Below are 18,646 nucleotides of genomic sequence, written 5' to 3'. Positions count from 1 at the left end.
CTACGCTTACCTCTTTCACGGATGTATCATGATGTCGAACGCAGACCTGCTCCCTTCCCTACTCTTCAAGATCAACCAAAACCAGCTCGCACTTGAGGCTGCCATTATGGAGCTGACATTGTGGGTCGAGCAGCGCGGATCAGCGGAAGTCGCTGGCAACGTTCGTGGTGCTTTGGACACGATCAGCAAGAACGAAGAGTTTATCAACATGACGTTAGCGGTACTCATGACGCCAGAGTGAGTAGGTCTCGAGTTAGGTTGGTTAGCCGGGCCTCGTTGGCCCGAAGGAGCGACTAGGTAATCGCCAACGCTTCAGGACAACGAGAGGTGAACATCCCCGTTTTTTACCGATTGTTGCGTCAAACTTCGATAACGATTTTGCCGATTTGGGTGTTGGATTCCATGTATCGATGTGCCTCAACGATCTGATCGAGCGGGAACGTTCTGGCGATCAGCGGATGCAACGCACCAGCCTCAAGCCCCTTGGTGATGAAGGCTTTGGCCCGACTCAGACGCTCAGGCTCTTGGGTGACCTCAAATAACTGATATCCGCGAATAGTCAGGCTCTTGCCGAGTACTTCCCATACCGGAATGCTCATATCACCGGTTTCGAGAGCGCCGTACTGGAAGAAAATACCCCGGGTAGACAGCGAGCGAAGAATGTTTGCAACCTCAGCGCCTCCGACCGGGTCGAACGCCATACGAGCGCCCTTTCCGTCAGTAATGCGGTTGATCTCATTGACCAGATCCTGCTCTCCAGTTGCGATCACGTGGGTAGCCCCGGCATCCAGAAGAGCTTGTCGCTTCTCACTTGTGCGGGTGAGTGCAACAGGCATCGCACCCACCAAATTTGCGATTTGAATGGCCGCTAAACCGACGCTACTGGAGGCTGCGCGAATCAGTACAGTTTCGCCTTTCTGGAGTTTTCCAATGTCGATAAGGGCGCCGTATGCAGTAACAAACTGCATCCAGATTGCTGCTCCCTCCACTGCTGTCATACCAGCAGGCTGCTTTACAACGGCGTGTAGTGGCGCGATGACCAGTTCGCCATACATTCCGTAATCAGCAAAGGAAAACGCAGGGATGACGTTGACCTCATCGCCAACATCGTACTCTGTCACACCTTCACCGATGCTTTCGATGGTGCCAGCTGCTTCATAACCCAAGATGGCAGGCATTTCAGGAACGAACCCGTATTGGCCCGAACGGTACATCGCCTCGGCGCGGTTCAGCCCCAAAGCTTTCACCTTGATTCGAACCTCTCCGGCGTCGGGTTCACGTACATCGACTTCATCGATCTGCAGCACTTCTGGGCCACCTATACGGTGGAAACGGACGACTTTTGACATGGGTAAACTCCCGGTATCTGGAAAGCGTCAAAGGTAATCCCTTACTGCACCGCCCAGAAGACCGCCCAAAGACACAGACTGTTATCCCAAAAATAACAATCCGGTCTAGATCAGGTTATGTGTGCCCATCAAAGCCTTCAGCCATTGCACAAAGGCCTCGACCTTTGGCGGCAATAGGTCTCGGTGGGGGTAGAGAATGGAAGTCCGCTTGGAAGGTACCGGGTAACCGTCCAGTACTCGAACAAGCGAACCGTCTTTCAGATGCTCTCGCACTGTTAACTCCAGCCCTTGAAGCAGTCCAAACCCGGCTAGCGCCGACGCAACGAACGCTTCGCTATCATTCACGTTGATTCCCGAATTAAGGCGCATAGTCTGCACCTGCCCGTCCACAACGAAGATCCATTCGATTGGCCGTGGATTGGTACCGGAGAAATAATTGACTGCTCGATGAGTGTCCAGGTCAGCTAATGTGCGGGGCTCTCCAAAGCGCTCAAGGTAGGCCGGCGCAGCACATGTCACCATCGGTAGAAAACCTATGCCGGTAGCGACCATGCTCGAGTCTTCGAGGGCCCCTAACCGCACTACACAATCCACTCCCTCTGCGATCATGTCGATAGGCTTGTCACTCGCTCCAAGGGTCAATTCGATACCTGGATATTCGCTTTGAAACTCCATCAGGGACGGGATGATAAGTAGCGTCCCCAAGGCGACAGGCATATCTACACGCAGCTTTCCAGTGAGACGTGCTGGACGATTACCGAATGACGCCATGGTCTCATCGACCTCGGCCAAGATGGCTTTGCACCGTTTGTAGAACACTTCACCCTCAGGGGTGAAGCTTACCTGGCGAGTTGTTCGATTAAGCAATCGCCCTCCCAGTTGCAACTCCAAAAGCTGAATCGTTTTGGAAACAGCAGGCCGGTGAAGGTGTAAGGCCTGCGCCGCCTTGGTAAAACTGCCGGTTTCCATGACGCTGACGAAAACCTGCATCGAGTGAACGATGTTCATTAAAACGCACCTGACGAAGGGTCATCACAGCTTACCCCTGCCCTCGCAGCACCGCGATATCTCGCTTGGGAGGCACGCCAAACAACCGGCTGTATTCGCGGCTGAATTGCGATGGACTTTCATAGCCGACCTTGAAAGCCGCACTGGATACGTCCTGATGTTCATTGAGCATCAATCGCCTCGCCTCATTCAATCGCAACCATTTCTGGTACTGCAAGGGACTCATTGCGGTGAGTTGACGAAAGTGGTGGTGAAAGGTTGGTGTGCTCATCTGCACTCGCGCCGCCAGTTCATCAACGCGAAGCGCCAAGGTGTAATTCAACTTCAGCCAATCGATGGCTTTGGCGATCCGGTAACCCTGTCCATCGACGGATGTGATTTGTCGTAGTCTGCCCGCCTGATCACTCTGCAACAGGCGGTAGTGAATCTCTCGTTGGATCAAGGGTGCGAGAACAGGGATGGACTCTGGTTCATCGAGCAGTGCCAACAGGCGCTCGAATGAGGCGAGCATTGCCAGGGTCACTGAACCAATTCCTACCCCTTTCGCAACTGATCGATCTCGGATTGGTGGCAGGTCACTTTGCGCTATCAGCTCGGCCAACATGCGCAGATCGAGTTTCAATGTCAGCCCCAGGCACGGCTTTTCCGGGCTTGCCGCAAGCACCTCTGAATTGGCTGGCAAGTCCAATGACGTGACCAGGAATCGCGACGTGTCATACGGATAACCTTCGCCGCCTACCCATAGCTGCTTCTCGCCCTGAGCGACAAGAATGATGCTCGGCTCAACCATACAAACGACGGGGGGAGAAGGATGCTCACGCCGATAAAAGCCCAGGCCAGCAATCGAAGTAGCGCAGTCACCAGGCTTTGAGATCCGAGCACCAATGGTATGCGCGAGCGCTTCTTGGGGCGATGTGTGTGCAGCGGCGGTTTCGCGTTTGATCGTCATGTTCGTCTTCTACCTCTTCGCTGAACTCTAACTCGCCAGTTGGCGACCGTCCTGCAAAAAAGCCAAGACTCATAGGATCAGGCAAGTAATCAAGCGGATTGCTCTACAGAGTCTCTGGGCAGAACCGGAAAATGATCATCCGACACTGCCATTCAGGACTTTCACATGCTTGTAAAAGCCTATGGTGCTCACGCGGGCGACAAACCGCTTGAGCCATTGAAGATCAGCCGCCGTGCACCTGCTGCCCATGACGTTCAGATTGATATCGCCTTTTGTGGTATCTGCCATTCGGATCTGCATCAGGTGCGTGCCGAGTGGGCAGGTACGCAATTTCCCTGCGTACCTGGGCATGAAATTGTTGGCCACGTATCAGCGGTGGGTGCGCATGTTTCGGACTTCACTGTCGGTGATCTGGTCGGGGTCGGTTGCATCGTCGACAGTTGCAAACACTGTGACGACTGTGCCACGGGTCTGGAAAATTACTGCGACGACATGATCGGCACCTACAACTTCCCGACTTCGGACGCGCCCGGCTGGACGCTCGGCGGCTACTCGCAAAACATCGTGGTGCATGAGCGTTACGTACTGCGCATCCGCCATCCCGAAGACCAATTGGCTGCCGTTGCGCCGCTGTTGTGTGCGGGCATCACCACCTACTCCCCACTCCGTCGCTGGAACGCCGGGCCAGGCAAGAAAATCGGCGTGGTCGGCATTGGTGGTCTGGGCCACATGGGCATCAAACTGGCCCGCGCGATGGGCGCCCACGTCGTTGCGTTCACTACCTCGGAGTCCAAGCGCGAGGCGGCGAAGCAATTGGGTGCCGACGAGGTTGTCGTGTCGCACAATGCTGAAGAAATGGCCGCGCATGCCAAGAGCTTTGACTTCATTCTCAACACCGTCGCAGCCCCGCACGATCTCGATGCCTTCCTGGTACTGCTCAAGCGCGATGGCGCGCTGACTCTCGTCGGTGCGCCCGCATCACCACATCCGTCGCCGAACGTATTCAACCTGATCATGAAGCGCCGAACGATTGCCGGCTCGATGATCGGCGGTATTCCCGAGACCCAGGAGATGCTGGATTTCTGTGCCGAGCACGGCATCGTCGCCGACATCGAACTGGTTCGAGCCGATCAGATAAACGAGTCCTATGAGCGAATGCTCAAGGGCGACGTCAAGTACCGCTTCGTGATCGACAACGCCACGTTGGCTGACTAAACGCCTGAGTCAAAAACTCCAGCGAACAACCAAGCATTCGAAAGGAATATCCAGTGAAAGGAATTTTGCTAGCCCTGGGGCTGCTCGTTACCTCTTTTTCCTCAATGGGAGCCAATATGTCGAACGGCGCGGACAACTTCTACAAAAGTGAGAAAGTGACCGTTGAAAAGGTCACCTTCAAAAATCAATACGGTATGAAGGTGGCGGGCAACCTGTTCACCCTGAAGGGCCACAACCCCAAAGCGAAAAATGCCGCCATTATCGTCGGCCACCCCATGGGGGCGGTGAAAGAGCAGAGCGCAAACCTGTACGCCACCAAAATGGCCGAGCAGGGCTTTGTCACACTGTCGCTGGACTTGTCCTTCTGGGGTGAGAGCGAAGGCACACCTCGCCAGGCAGTCTCGCCAGATATCTACGCAGAAGACTTCAGCGCCGCCGTAGATTTTCTCGGCACTCTGCCCATAGTCGACCGTGAGCGTATTGGCGTCATCGGCATCTGCGGCAGTGGCAGCTTCGCCATCAGCGCGGCCAAGATCGATCCACGCCTGAAGGCAATCGCCACCGTCAGTATGTATGACATGGGTGCGGCCAACCGTAACGGACTCAAACACGCCGTGACTCTCGAACAACGTCAGCAGATCATTCGCGAAGCCTCCGAGCAACGTTATGCGGAATTCCAGGGTGGCGAAATCCGCTACACCGGCGGCACGCCGCTCAAACTGACCGGCAACGAAGTAGGCGACGAGTTCTTCGACTTCTATCGCACCCCACGAGGTGAGGTCACTCCGGCAGGCGCAACGCCACAGACAACTACCATGCCGACGCTGACCAGTAACGTGAAGTTCATGAACTTCTATCCGTTCAATGACATCGAGACTATCTCCCCGCGACCATTGCTGTTTATTGCTGGTGCCCAGGCCCACTCACGCGAGTTCAGTGAGGATGCCTACCAGCGGGCTTCCGAGCCTAAAGAGCTGCTCATTATTCCTGATGCCGGACACGTGGATCTTTACGACCGGGTCAGCCTCATTCCATTCGCCAAGTTGACCACGTTCTTCAAAAGCAACCTGAAGTAGCCCGGTCGTTGCCCTGACCGGGCTTCGGTTCTCTCGTAGCCTCACCCTCGGGGCTACGACGCTTCGCGCAATACAGGATTCAAGCAATGACTGATCACTTCCTCCCAATGCCCCATAAATCATGGGGTGCCGTATTCGCCATGTCGCTCGCTGCCTTCGTGCTCGTGGCGTCGGAATTCATGCCTGTCAGCCTGCTGACACCGATTGCTGCCGATTTGCATATCACCGAGGGACAAGCGGGCCAGGGGATCTCCGTTTCGGGACTGTTTGCCTTGTTCACCAGCCTTTTTATCCCGCTGGTGGCGGCACGGGTTGACCGTAAACCGCTACTTCTTTCACTGACACTGATGATGATTCTATCCGGAACAGTGGTCGCGTTCGCGCCGAACTACTGGGTCTTCATGGTCGGACGAGCACTGATCGGAGTGGCAATCGGTGGATTCTGGTCATTATCGGCGGCGACAGCCATGCGCCTGGTACCTGAAGATCAGGTCACACGGGCCATGGCAATCGTCAACGGCGGCAACGCTTTGGCGACGGTGATTGCAGCGCCATTAGGCAGTTTTCTCGGTGCCTTGATTGGCTGGCGCGGTGCATTCTTGTGCGTCATCCCAGTCGCGATAGTCGCCGGTGTCTGGCTGTTGTTAAGCCTTCCAGCGATGAAATCGCACAGCGGCTCAGGCACCGGAAACGTCTTCAGGTTGATGAGAAGCCTACCGGTCGCGTTAGGCATGGTAGCGGTCAGCGTCTTTTTCATGGGCCAGTTCATGCTATTTACCTATTTGCGCCCCTTCCTTGAAACGGTCACTCACGTCAGTGTTTCCATGCTGTCGCTGATGTTGCTCGTGCTGGGTCTGGCGGGCCTCGCTGGAACCTTCCTGATTGAGGCATTCTTGAAAAATGGCCTGCATCGAACCCTCATCGTTATCCCGATCTTGATGGCGGTGATTGCATTGGCGCTTGTTTCATTCGGTAGCTCGGCGGCCACGACGACCGTCTTGCTTGGCCTATGGGGACTGGTTGCGACCGCTGCGCCCGTAGGATGGTGGACATGGCTGGCGAGAACGTTGCCAGACGCTGCTGAAGCAGGAGGTGGCTTAATGGTAGCGATCATCCAACTAGCAATCGCGTCTGGCGCAACCGTTGGCGGGCTGGTCTTTGACTTGAGCGGCTATCGAGCAACCTTCGAGTTGAGCGCCACCCTGCTGGGCGTGGCGGCCATCCTTGCCTTCCTCGCTGCACGCACAGCATCGCGAGAGCCTCTTGCGGTGGCGAATATCGCTTGAAACAAACACTAGGCATGCCAAGGATGTCCTGTGGTTTCGGTCGAACATACGCTCGGTGTTACGACGTGACGATCAGCGTGTGCTAAATGAGTGCCTGATACCAACCCTACCTTAGAGTGAAGTCCTATTCTTCTAGGATAATAACGATGACAAATGTAACTGTTGTAATTGGTGCGGGCTCGATTGGGCAAGCCATCGCTCGTCGTGTCAGCGCAGGCAAGCATGTTTTGCTCGCAGATCTGCGGCAAGAAACAGCCGACACAGCAGCAAAGGTTTTGAACGATGCGGGTTTTGAGGTTACCTCGACCGTTGTCGATATCTCGTCTAGGGACTCAGTCCAGGCACTCGTAGCCAAGGCTACAAGCGTCGGGGACATAACCGGCGTCATCCACGCGGCAGGCGTATCCCCCTCCCAAGCTGCACCTGCCACCATTCTCTTAGTTGATCTGTATGGCACAGCCCTCGTGCTGGAACTGTTCGGTGAAGTGATTGCAAAAGGCGGTTCAGCAATCGTCATCGCCTCGCAGTCAGGCCATCGATTGCCGGCACTGACAGCTGAGCAGAACAAGGCCTTGGCATTGACCCCTGCTGAAGAGCTCCTAACTCTACCAATGCTTCAACCAGAGCAAATAACAGATCCACTGAATGCCTACCAGATTTCCAAACGTGGCAATTCGCTGCGAGTGGCCGCCGAAGCAGTGCGCTGGGGGAAACGCGGCGCTCGCGTCAACACGATCAGTCCGGGCATCATTTTCACGCCATTGGCAAGAGATGAACTCAATGGCCCGCGCGGCGATGGGTATCGCCGCATGATCGAGTCCTGTGCAGCCAAGCGCGGAGGTACGCCCGATGAAGTGGGGGCTGTAGCTGCCCTGCTCATGGGGCCTGAAGGGACGTTCATCACCGGCAGTGACTTCCTTATGGACGGCGGTGTGACGGCCCAATACTGGTATGGTGATGATAAGTAACACGTGTGGCCCCCGTCAGAGGGGGGGCGGTTTATTTCCATCTGGCGCGCCGGCTCGCCAATTGCCCCGTAGAGCGTACGCGGGGGCTGTGGGTGGGTGTTAGATAACGGATGGAAGAGACAAACGCCTGAAAAAAGGGTCTCAGTCGAGCAGGTGTATCAGGTGTCCACCCAGCATGGGTTCTGCAACCTACAGCTCAGGTGAGCAAGCCGCTTTGTACTCAATCCAAGATCACTTGGTCAGCCAAGACTCAATGGTCGCGGGGCGGTGCTAGGCCTTCTAGGGCTTTTGTTAGGCATGGCATCGCGGGCGTTAATACAGAGATTGAGCAACGTATTTTCAAGCTGGCTTGCATCGACAAATGCAGGCCAAAGATCCGCAGCTCCCTCAGTTTTGACAACAATGCCGGGGGCCGGCTGTACGCTGAATCAGCTCAATCATCCCATACATGAGCTTGTTTACATCAATCGGTCTGGGTTCAAGCGTCTGTCGACGCGAGAAAGCCAGGAGGCGGTGAGTCAGAGCTGCCGCTCGCTTTGCTCTAGGGCGTTCAAATAGAGAGATTAACGAGATGTTGGGCGATGAAATTTAGGCTCGATATCTTTGTCTCCCGGAAGCACCGCAGCCGACACTAACGGGACTGAAAGTTTCTGCTGTCCTTGACAGCAAGATGTATCACTCTGATAACATTGGAAATAGACATTGCGCTACCCAGCGCTTTGCGTAAGCGTTAACGTCAACCAACGCAACCATAGGACAAATCCGTCCTTTAGTTGTGCATGGCTTTATGACGTCCTCCTCCTCGACCATTCGTGTCGGAAATTATCTATTCGCACCACCCCTGCTGCTCGGAATTTCGTTGATTGCAGCAAATTTGTGCGCACCGATTAAATCGCGCGACTCAGTGCTTGATCAGGTGCAGCAACATTTCCCCTTTAGCCCAATCACCGCAGATTTTCTTAACGCCTTGCCCTCGCAGATGTTCGCTTTCGTTTCGCCGCTCGCACTCTGGCTAACGAGGCGCTTCGTTCTTGAGCAAGCTGCGGACAGACGTTGATCGCTCTCCCGCTCCGCTTATGCAATTTATGCCTTCATATTTTTTCTCTCGTGAATAGTGACAGCACTGCGACAGCAGATTGAGTATGTCCGGGTCTTCGGTGTCATCATCATAAATGGCGCCTTCACAACCCTTACATGCGCAGCATGGCCTTAGCTTCGGAGCAAACCTTAGGTGTGGAGAGTCCTACTAACACAGTCTTAAAACTCTGACCGTACAATGCTTAGTAGTTCCGGGTTAATAACCGAGACTTGAAGAGGATTACTGCTACGGGAGGTTAGCATCGCCCCAATGTTGCCTATGAAGCCAGTCACCCTTGAAGACTCATTGGGCTCAAATTTGAAAATGCCTAACCGCCACATTTAGCGCGCCGCTGACCTTCTGCAGATCCGCGTTCGAAGCCTGCAGCGAGAGATTCTGCTGTGAGCATTCTTCTGCAACGACGCGTACCTTCGTCATGCTGAGATTGACCTCCTCAGCCACTATGCTCTGCTGTTCAGTTGCTGTAGCAATCTGCTGATTCATTTGCTCGATGGTAGCGACAGCCTGGGTAATGCGCTCCAATGCAACAGATGCCTCTCCCGCAAGTACTGCAGACTCGTCCGTCAACAGACGGTTTTCCTGCAAGCGCGTCGCTGCCTGCTGTGCGGCACTGCATAGCCGATCGATGAGCGACTTAATCTCATCAGTAGACGCTTGAGTCCGCTGAGCTAATCCCCGCACTTCATCAGCGACTACCGCAAAGCCACGACCGTGCTCGCCGGCACGAGCAGCTTCAATAGATGCATTCAGTGCGAGCAAATTGGTCTGCACGGCTACTGACTTAATGACATCCAGCACCCCGCTGATTGCCGAGCATTCGCCTAGCAATTCATGCATTACCTCAGCACATCCATTCATCTCCTGAGTTAGGAACCCGGCTCTGTCGGCCGCTCGTTGTACTAGGAGATTTCCGTCCCGCGCCTGTTCGTTGGCCTTCATCACCGCATCGTTAGCTTCGTAGGTGTTTCGCGCCACCTCTCGCGCCCTGGAACTCATCTGCTGCATAGAAGTAACTGCAACTTCTGTTTCCTTGCGTTGCTGCTCGACTCCTGAATAGGTATTAGAAATAACTGTGGCAAGGTTGCCGGTCGTTCCGTTCAGTTGCTCGACACCCTGACTGATGCGTCTTACCAAACCTCGTAGGCTGTCAAGCATGTCACCGAAGGAGTGCAACAGCAGGCCTAGTTCATCTTTGCGCACAGTGCTTTGGCGAGGGCCAGAAAGATCACCATCGGCAATACGCCGAGCCCAAGCTACTGCTTCTCGTAGTGGGCGTAGAATTGTCTGGCGAATTAGTAGGCTAGAGCCGATGCCCAGACTCAAGGCAAGCAAGGTGATGATGCCAAGCTGGCGATTGGCACTACTTCCACTTTGGGCAATTGCGCGGGCCTGCTCCTGTTCCAAAGCTGCTAGTAACACCCCAAGATACTCGCTTTGGTGCTGCATGCTGGCCTTGGATTGGGCGATTAGGTCTCGATTGGTGGCGAACTGAGCAAATGCTAAACGGTAGTCCTTCAGCGCCTCACGCGCACTCTTAAGTGATGCCTGCCCATCATCCCCTACCCTTAAAGACAGGGTATCAATAGTCGAGAGCACATCGCTCATGCCCATTTCCCAATCGGCACGGCGACTTTGGTCATTATCCACGCTGTATGACAGCTCGCTGTCCCGCATCTGTGCCAGCTTGTCACGCAATGCAGCACTCTGCTCTAGCAAGGCGAACTGGTCTGTCGCCAACCTCGCCTGCCCATCAGCACCTGCACTGAGCCCATCGAGCTGATCAAGGAATACTGCGTTGAAACTTTCTGCAGCGACACGCGCCATGCGCTGCATACCAACGCGAGCGTCGTGCAACTGATGCAACGACTTTACGTACTGCTCAAATTGAAGGACGTACGCCTGCGCGGCTGATGCCATCTCCTGTCGAGTGGAATTAGCGTCGACCGACAATGCCGCTTGCAATTGTTCGACAGTCTGGCGTACCTGCTGGGCCGCTCGCTCATCAAGAACTAGCGCGAAGTCCTTTTCAGCGATACGTGCTTGCAGAACCTGGGCCTGCACTTGCAAATCACCGCGTAAACGTTCGCTGTGCTGTTGCAACGTGGTGATGGAGATGAACGCTGTGACAGCGACGCTAGCAGTGAGAAATAAGACAAGACCAAAGCCAACCCACAACTTGGCCCCTACGGAGAGATTGGTCGATAAATTTCTAATTTTACTCATATCAAGCCCCGCGAGCGGAAATGCAGATCAGCACGCTAAGGATGTCTATGGTATTGGGCGCAGATACGACGTGAGCACATGACGAAAGGGACAAATGTGACAAGGACTTCATATGGCAGCCTTATTTATTATTGTGAAAAGCGCACACACGCTAACGAGTGCGCGAGCCTTCACGCCAATCGCGTTTAACGCTATGAGGTATCGGCCAGCGCGATGAGGGGGCGTATCAGGTGCTCACCAGGGCACAACGGGCAGGGTCACGTCTTTCCTGTAACTAATACACAGGATGGTGTGAGCGGCGTGGTCACCCAGTGCGGCAGGATGATCAGCGCGCAGCGGCCAAAGGCCGCCGGTAGAGTGAAGGTAACTACAGCGGAAAGTGCTTGGCGTCGCTGAACTGGATGGTGGGGCCATAGAGCAAGGAACCCTATAGTCCGACGCTAGGTGCACAGGTGGCGGCGCTGATGACGATATCGGGCACGCTGGCATAACGACGCCTACGAAGTGACTGTAAAAGGCATATCTAGCCTATGCTTGGACGTCCGGTTCCACTGCATTCACAGCCTCTAACTGAGCGCTCATGCGATGCAGAAAGCCGATGAGCGTTTCTATCTCATCATCGTTCAAAGCAGCCAGAAGTAGCCTCTCCCTCTCAAGCGCTGTCACCAGTACTTGGTCATGCAACTTACGCCCAGCAGGTGTAAGTGAGACGGTGTATCGACGAGCATCTTCCCCATCGACCTCAGTCGAAACATGCCCATCCTGCTCTAACAGCTTCAGCGCTCGACTGACGGCGCTTTTGTCCAAGCCTATGACCTGAACCATCCGATTAGCAGTGATGTGATCTTCAACAGCCAGCATCGCCAGTACCCGCCATTCAACAATGCCGACCCCGAAATGCTTGCGATAACAAGCTGATGCGCCACTAGCCATTTTGTTGGTCAGGGAGGTGAGCAGCGCAGGAACGTAGCGCTCCAGATTGAGGGGGGATGATTCGGTCATGACGAGCGGTTCCTGAACGTCGATTGAATTAGTTGACACCGCAACTAAAATGCTTAGGATAAGAATCTCACAACGATTCTGCGCCTGCATCATAAGCGCGCAGTACAACAATAAAAACTTAGAGGTGTCCGTGCCGTGACCTGCTTGCTCCTATCTCCCCCTTCCTGATCTCAACGCTTACCGCTCTCAGTCGGTAAATCCGGCTCAACGTCCACTTGCCTTCAAACACTGCACATTCGCGGTGGGGTTACGCTCATGCTCGAAGTTTATGTATCTCGCAAAATCTCTGAAGCTGAAGGTGTCTGCAGCTTCGAACTTATGCCTGCTAACGGCGGACAACTTCCTGCTTTCACTGCAGGGGCGCATGTCGACGTCCATGTTGCCCCTGGTTTTGTTCGGCAGTACTCACTGTGTAACGCCCCTCATGAGCGAGACCGATATCTCATTGCGGTACTCAACGAGCCAGCATCTCGGGGAGGATCCAGGGGGATGCATATCGATGTAGCGGAGGGCTCAAAACTCTCGATAGGGAGCCCTCGTAACCTCTTCGATCTAGATCTCACTGGTGACCGTTATGTCTTATTTGCCGGAGGCATTGGGATCACTCCGATTCTTGCGATGGCCCACACCTTAGTCGCAGAGGGAAAGCGCTTTGAGCTTCATTACTGCGGCCGATCCATTGAACGGCTGGCGTTCATTGGGATCCTGAACGAAGCCCCCTTCGCTAATTATGTCCACGTTCATGTCGACGATGGCCCATCCGAGCAACGTTTAGATGCCGCACGGATCCTCGCGAATCCGGCGCAAGGCGACCAGCTCTACGTATGTGGCCCGTCCGGCTTCATGTCACACATTCAATCTACTGCGAAAGTTTCTGGATGGAGTGATGAGAACATTCATCGAGAAGACTTTGCTGCTCCGTCGCAAGTTCTCGAAGGGGATCAGCCATTTGAAATTGAGCTATCCCGCTCGGGACGTGTAATTCAAGTTCCCGCGCAAAAGTCCGCACTTGAAGCGCTGCTTGAGCACGATGTGGAAATTGAAACCTCCTGTGAGCAAGGCATTTGCGGAGCCTGTGTCACTCGAGTACTGGCAGGTGAGCCTGATCATCGAGATCAGTTCATGAACGCCACAGAGCACGCACGAAACGACAGCTTCACCCCATGCTGTTCCCGCTCTCGCAGTCCACGACTTGTGCTGGATCTGTAACCCCCTAACAAGAACAAACCTGATAGTTGGAGATCGTAATGAGTACATCGCAAGCTCAATCGCTCGCGTATGAGGTTGGGGCTCCTTCAGAGCTACCGAAGTTTCCGTTGAATCAATGGTACGTCTCAGGCTTTGCCTGGGAACTGAAGGACAAACCGGTGGGCAGAACGTTGCTCGGAAAACCCATTGTGCTGTTTCGCACGGCAGATGGTAAGCCGGCAGCTCTGGAAGATCGCTGTTGCCATCGAGCCCTGCCTCTATCTCACGGCACGCTAGAAGAGCAAGGTGTGCGCTGTGGCTACCACGGCCTGTTGTTCAACGGAGAGGGGCAATGCCTGGAGGTGCCTGGGCAGACCAAAATCCCTTCGAAAGCCAAAGTGCCTGCGTACCACGTCCGTGAGCGCGATCAGATTATCTGGATCTGGTTCGGCAACGCGGATAACAAAGAGCCCACCTGTGAGCCTCCGGCATACGACATCCACACCAACGGCGAGTATCTCTTCGAAGGTGATGTCTATCACTACGATGCGCCTTACCAGCTAATCCATGACAACTTGCTTGACCTGAGCCATCTGGGCTACGTGCACCTGCGCACTATCGGTGGTAACGCGAAAATCCACATGAATGCCCAAATGCGTGTCGATAGTGATGAGACGACTGTGAAGGTCACTCGCCATATGCCGGATTCGGTACCGCCACCCACCTACACCGCGGCTTATCCATTCCAGGGCAAGGTCGATCGCTGGCAAGAAATCGAATTCCACGTCACGCATCTCCGTATTTGGACAGGTGCAGCTGACGCGAACACGGTATCGCTAGATGACCCACAGCGCGGAGGGTTCCATATGCGTGGTTTCCACGGAGTGACCCCCGAAACGGAAACCTCCAGCCATTACTTCTGGACTATCGCATCCAATCCGAAGAGCAATCCTGAAGAAGTCATGACAAAGGTCGTAGAACAGACTGCCATGACCTTTGATGAGGATAAGGTCGTTATCGAAGCTCAGTACAAAAACATGCTCGAGTTCGGCCCCAAGCCAATGGTGGACATCCACGTGGACGTAGGCGCAAACCGTGCACGCAAGATAATCGAGCAGCTTCGCCAAGAGTCTTGATGGTCAATCAGGAGGCGACCAAAACAGCCTCTATTCAGCAGATCTCACAGCGCGCCCAAGGCGCATAGATGGAGAACGTATGTCTGGAAATCGTGGTGTGGTTTATCTCGGCCAAGGTAAGGTCGAAGTGCAGAATATTCCCTATCCGAAGATGCAGGATCCTCAAGGCAAGCAGATTGATCACGGTGTGATTCTTCGCGTGGTATCCACCAACATCTGCGGCTCTGACCAGCATATGGTGCGTGGCCGAACCACAGCGCCGGAGGGATTGGTGCTAGGCCATGAAATCACCGGTGAAGTGATCGAGATCGGTCGAGGCGTAGAAACCATGAAAGTTGGCGACTTGGTCTCGGTTCCTTTCAATGTCGCATGCGGTCATTGCCGAACCTGTAAGGAACAACACACCGGCGTCTGCTTGACGGTAAACCCTGCTCGAGCTGGCGGCGCCTATGGGTACGTCGACATGGGCGGCTGGGTCGGTGGCCAGGCCGAATACGTATTGGTTCCCTACGCCGACTTCAACCTGCTGAAGCTGCCCGATCGCGATGCTGCCATGGAGAAAATTCGCGATCTGACCTGCCTATCTGACATTTTGCCTACTGGCTTTCATGGGGCAGTCACTGCTGGCGTCGGCCCTGGTAGCACAGTTTACATCGCTGGTGCAGGCCCAGTAGGTCTGGCGGCCGCTGCTTCGGCGCGCCTTTTAGGCGCCGCGGTGGTGATCATCGGCGACGTCAACACGACCCGCTTGGCCCACGCCAAGAAACAGGGATTCGAGATCGCCGACCTCTCCAAAGACACCCCGCTACACGAGCAAATCGCCGATTTATTGGGAGACCCTGAGGTGGACTGCGCGGTAGACGCCGTAGGTTTCGAGGCTCGTGGGCACGGTCACGCCGGATCGCAACAAGAAGCTCCGGCCACCGTGCTGAATTCATTGATGGGTATCACCCGCGTTGCAGGAAAAATTGGTATTCCAGGTCTGTACGTTACCGAAGACCCAGGAGCAACGGATGCCGCTGCTAAACGCGGTAGCCTAAGCATCCGCTTTGGTTTGGGCTGGGCCAAGTCGCATAGTTTTCATACTGGCCAAACCCCAGTGATGAAATACAACCGCCAGCTGATGCAGGCCATCATGTGGGATCGCCTGAAGATTGCCGACATCGTCGGCGTGGAAGTCATCACCCTAGATGACGCCCCAAAAGGTTACGGTGAGTTCGACGCAGGAGTGCCGAAGAAATTCGTCATTGACCCGCACAATTTGTTCCGTACCGCCTGACATAGCCATCGGCTGCCGATCCCTATAGAGGAATCGGCAGCCAGTTAGCATTCAGTTACCAAGACCCAGCCTCTGCGTTGCACGCATAACAAAAACAAAAGGTGTTCAATGAATTTCTCATGTTTCCTCCTCAGCAGGATGACTCCGATCGCCCCAAAAAAACCTAAGACACAATCTACTTGGGGGGCAAAACCATGAGTCCGTCGATCGCTGTGCAAATGGAAGAACAAGATATGAGGGCGTTCCAATGGGTAGTGATCTCCCTCTGCTTCCTTATCAATATGCTTGATGGATTTGATGTACTGGTGATGGCATTCACCGCTGCATCCGTCTCAAGCGAGTGGGGCCTTAGTGGCATTCAGCTTGGCTACTTGTTAAGTGCAGGTCTGATAGGCATGGCATTTGGCTCACTATTTATCGCACCGTGGGCCGACAGATTTGGCCGTCGCCCATTGATACTACTCTGCATCTCAATCGCTGGACTGGGGATGCTGGCATCGTCCCAGGCATCTTCCGTGACCATACTCGGCGCTTTGCGATTCCTTACAGGGCTGGGTATCGGCGGCGTACTCGCGAGCAGCTACGTCATTGCCGGGGAATATGCGAATCAGAAATGGCGAAGCCTTGCGATCAGCCTGCAATCTACAGCCTACGCCTTGGGCGCCACGATAGGCGGCCTTATAGCTGCGCAAATCATTCCTCATATGGGGTGGCGCGCGGTATTTCTTTACGGCGGTGTGGTAACCCTGATGGTACTTCCCGTCATGTATTTCCTGCTCCCTGAGTCCATCGCATTTCTCGTCGCTCGTCAGCCGCATAACGCTTTGAATCGATTGAATCGACTGCTGAGCCGAGTAGGGATCAATCAAATCTCTGCTATGCCTCAAACCGAGCTGAACGCACAGACCTCTCTGCGGCAGACTTTTGCCGGGCTATTTTCCAAGGATCTTCTGCGTTCAACCCTACTGGTCTGGGCCGGATTTTTCCTAGTCATGTTCGGCTTCTATTTCGTCATGAGCTGGACACCGAAACTCTTGGTTACCGCAGGGCTTTCAAACCAACAGGGGATTACGGGAGGTGTACTACTCAACGTTGGAGGAATTGTTGGTACTTCTCTTATTGGCCTGCTTGCAGCGCGATATCGGTTACCGCGTGTCTTGATGAGTTACCTCTGCCTCAACGCCGCGTTCATCGCAATCTTCGTCCACTTCACGTCCAACCTTAGCCTGGCATTCGTGTTGGTACTGATAATCGGGATCCTAGTGAATGGTTGTGTGGCTGGCTTGTACGCGCTGACGCCGAGCATGTATGCCCCTGAGCAGCGTGTCACTGCTTTGGGCTGGGCGATCGGCATGGGAAGGATGGGGGCAATTCTCTCTCCTCTGGTGGCAGGCAAACTGATCGATTCGAGTTGGTTGCCCTCTGATCTTTATCTCCTTTTCGCCACCGCATTTGTTGTCGCGGCGATAGCGGTGTGGCTCATGAAAAGTCACTCCATGCTCCAGGTCACATTCAAGCCTGTCTCCTAATCAGATCACCCATAACAACAAGAAGGTGATTCTTCATGTGCAATAAATCTTTTAGCTTCAGGCTGACCAGCCTGGGGATGCTCGTGGCTTTGCTATCGCAAAGTGCGCTAGCAGACTTTGTCAAAGACAGCAGTGCTACGCTCACCACTCGAAATTTTTACCTTGATCGCGACTATAAGGGCGACTCCCCCTACTCCGCCGCACGCGAATGGGCTCAAGGTTTTATTCTGAAAGCCAATTCCGGCTTCACTGAGGGGACAGTTGGGTTTGGACTTGATGTCACGGGCTTGTTAGGCATCAAACTCGACTCGTCACCTGATCGCACGGGGACTCAGCTACTGTCCTTTAACCCAATAACCCGAGAGGCAAGAGACGATTACTCTGAGCTAGGACTGGCACTAAAAAGCAAAATATCCAAAACCAAGCTTTCAGTAGGCACGCAGTTTCCTGCCCTACCTGTGATAAATGCGAGCCCTGCGAGGCTGCTGCCGCAATCATTCCGTGGTGCCTACCTAACCTCCGATGACATAGAGAAACTAACCATTCATGCGGGACGTATGGTTCGGGTCAATCTGCGTGACTCTACTGACTATCAGCCGATCGCACTTGCATCCCCGAATGGCCGCTTCAAACCAGGAGCATCCTCCGAACGCTTCGACTTCTACGGTGGTGACTATCGGTGGACAGACAGTTTGACCCTGCGGCTCATCCATGCGGAGTTACAGGACATCTATACCCAAGACTTTTTCGGCGTACTCCACACAATGCCGCTCGGGATGGGTAAGTTTCGATCTGATATCCGGGTGTTCAACAGCCGAGACGATGGCCAAGCCAAGGCTGGGAAGGTCGATAACCTAAACGTAGGCGGGATGTTCAGCTATGCCTGGAGCGGTCACACCTTAGGGATCGGCTATATGCAGCAATTTGGAGACACCGCGTTCCCCTACATAGCTGGAGGGGAGCCTGTTGTATTGAGCGATGGAACGATGAGTGCGGATTTCGTGAATCCCAAGGAGCGAACTTGGCTTGTGAAATATGACTATGACTTCGCAGCAGCGGGATTTCCCGGCCTGACAGGAATGATGCGCTACCTGCATGGTAACAACATCAACTTGCCGGCGTTGGGGGGCAATGACCTTACGGAGTCGTCGAAAGATTTGGAGTTGGCATACGTCATCCAGTCTGGCCCAGCGAAAGGCTTGGCGTTTCGCATAAGAGAGGCCTTTTACCGAAATCAACAAGGCGTTGCGTCAACGTTCAGAAGCGACAACGAAACTCGGGTAAACGTCGACTACACCATTAAAATCTGGTGAGCCAGTTGGCTCTGCCTGTGCCAAGC

Annotated in this window: 15 protein-coding genes and 2 pseudogenes; 10 read left to right on the top strand and 7 right to left on the bottom strand. The window is 54.3% G+C overall.

The window, feature by feature from the left end:
- Positions 1–31 precede the first annotated feature (31 nt).
- Positions 32–241 carry a hypothetical protein gene (locus DKY63_RS03495; protein ID WP_075948110.1) on the top strand — a complete coding sequence of 70 codons (210 nt, stop codon included), beginning with the start codon at positions 32–34 and terminating at the stop codon, positions 239–241.
- A 118-nt stretch (positions 242–359) separates the two neighbouring features.
- Here DKY63_RS03495 and DKY63_RS03490 read toward each other — a convergent pair whose 3' ends face one another.
- The 3 genes from DKY63_RS03490 to DKY63_RS03480 all read right to left on the bottom strand — a co-directional run bounded on the left by DKY63_RS03490 (position 360) and on the right by DKY63_RS03480 (position 3,306).
- Positions 360–1,349 (bottom strand): zinc-dependent alcohol dehydrogenase family protein, encoded by a 990-nt coding sequence (locus tag DKY63_RS03490; RefSeq protein ID WP_110962843.1) that lies wholly within the window; start codon positions 1,347–1,349, stop codon positions 360–362.
- A 105-nt stretch (positions 1,350–1,454) separates the two neighbouring features.
- On the bottom strand, positions 1,455–2,357 hold the full coding sequence (locus DKY63_RS03485) for a LysR family transcriptional regulator (RefSeq protein ID WP_110962842.1): 903 nt from the start codon (positions 2,355–2,357) through the stop codon (positions 1,455–1,457).
- A gap of 31 nt (positions 2,358–2,388) precedes the next feature.
- Positions 2,389–3,306, bottom strand: coding sequence for an AraC family transcriptional regulator (locus DKY63_RS03480; RefSeq protein WP_110962841.1), 918 nt, complete (start codon positions 3,304–3,306; stop codon positions 2,389–2,391).
- Between the two features lie 165 nt (positions 3,307–3,471).
- Between DKY63_RS03480 and DKY63_RS03475 the strand changes: the two genes are divergently transcribed.
- The 4 genes from DKY63_RS03475 (at position 3,472) to DKY63_RS03460 (ending at position 7,851) form a co-directional block, all read left to right on the top strand.
- Positions 3,472–4,521, top strand: a complete 1,050-nt coding sequence (locus DKY63_RS03475) for an NAD(P)-dependent alcohol dehydrogenase (protein ID WP_110962840.1) — start codon at positions 3,472–3,474, stop codon at positions 4,519–4,521.
- Between the two features lie 53 nt (positions 4,522–4,574).
- Positions 4,575–5,597, top strand: coding sequence for an alpha/beta hydrolase (locus DKY63_RS03470; RefSeq protein WP_110962839.1), 1,023 nt, complete (start codon positions 4,575–4,577; stop codon positions 5,595–5,597).
- Positions 5,598–5,683: 86 nt separating this feature from the next.
- Positions 5,684–6,883 (top strand): MFS transporter, encoded by a 1,200-nt coding sequence (locus DKY63_RS03465; RefSeq protein WP_110962838.1) that lies wholly within the window; start codon positions 5,684–5,686, stop codon positions 6,881–6,883.
- Between the two features lie 146 nt (positions 6,884–7,029).
- A complete protein-coding gene (locus DKY63_RS03460) occupies positions 7,030–7,851 on the top strand; it encodes an SDR family oxidoreductase (RefSeq protein WP_110962837.1) in 822 nt (273 codons plus the stop codon).
- A gap of 290 nt (positions 7,852–8,141) precedes the next feature.
- Here the strand turns inward: DKY63_RS03460 and DKY63_RS03455 are convergent.
- From DKY63_RS03455 to DKY63_RS03445, 4 genes and pseudogenes are all read right to left on the bottom strand, one after another.
- A pseudogene (locus tag DKY63_RS03455) lies at positions 8,142–8,391 on the bottom strand (histidine kinase); the annotation flags it as partial.
- An 850-nt stretch (positions 8,392–9,241) separates the two neighbouring features.
- Entirely contained in the window at positions 9,242–10,105 is an 864-nt protein-coding gene (locus DKY63_RS33005; RefSeq protein WP_430523173.1) for a methyl-accepting chemotaxis protein, read from the bottom strand.
- A pseudogene (locus tag DKY63_RS33000) lies at positions 10,100–10,396 on the bottom strand (HAMP domain-containing protein); the annotation flags it as partial. The gene DKY63_RS33005 and the pseudogene DKY63_RS33000, both read right to left, overlap by 6 nt.
- Positions 10,397–11,701: 1,305 nt before the next feature.
- The gene (locus tag DKY63_RS03445) at positions 11,702–12,175 is read right to left on the bottom strand and encodes a MarR family winged helix-turn-helix transcriptional regulator (RefSeq protein ID WP_110967828.1); all 474 of its coding nucleotides are present in this window, start codon (positions 12,173–12,175) and stop codon (positions 11,702–11,704) included.
- A 489-nt stretch (positions 12,176–12,664) separates the two neighbouring features.
- Between DKY63_RS03445 and DKY63_RS03440 the strand changes: the two genes are divergently transcribed.
- The 5 genes from DKY63_RS03440 to DKY63_RS03420 all read left to right on the top strand — a co-directional run bounded on the left by DKY63_RS03440 (position 12,665) and on the right by DKY63_RS03420 (position 18,620).
- Positions 12,665–13,384, top strand: coding sequence for a PDR/VanB family oxidoreductase (locus tag DKY63_RS03440; protein WP_343327507.1), 720 nt, complete (start codon positions 12,665–12,667; stop codon positions 13,382–13,384).
- A 38-nt stretch (positions 13,385–13,422) separates the two neighbouring features.
- On the top strand, positions 13,423–14,499 hold the full coding sequence (locus DKY63_RS03435) for an aromatic ring-hydroxylating dioxygenase subunit alpha (protein WP_110962834.1): 1,077 nt from the start codon (positions 13,423–13,425) through the stop codon (positions 14,497–14,499).
- A gap of 79 nt (positions 14,500–14,578) precedes the next feature.
- Positions 14,579–15,778, top strand: a complete 1,200-nt coding sequence (gene fdhA, locus DKY63_RS03430; protein ID WP_110962833.1) for a formaldehyde dehydrogenase, glutathione-independent — start codon at positions 14,579–14,581, stop codon at positions 15,776–15,778.
- A 194-nt stretch (positions 15,779–15,972) separates the two neighbouring features.
- Entirely contained in the window at positions 15,973–17,307 is a 1,335-nt protein-coding gene (locus DKY63_RS03425) for an MFS transporter (protein ID WP_110962832.1), read from the top strand.
- A 35-nt stretch (positions 17,308–17,342) separates the two neighbouring features.
- Positions 17,343–18,620: an OprD family porin gene (locus DKY63_RS03420; RefSeq protein ID WP_110962831.1), complete on the top strand. Its 1,278-nt coding sequence runs from the start codon at positions 17,343–17,345 to the stop codon at positions 18,618–18,620.
- The last annotated feature ends 26 nt before the right edge of the window (positions 18,621–18,646 follow it).

This window comes from Pseudomonas putida, assembly GCF_003228315.1.
Classification (GTDB): Bacteria; Pseudomonadota; Gammaproteobacteria; order Pseudomonadales; family Pseudomonadaceae; genus Aquipseudomonas; species Aquipseudomonas putida_S.
Note: the sequence above shows the minus strand (reverse complement) of the source record. Positions and strands in the feature narration are given on the sequence as shown.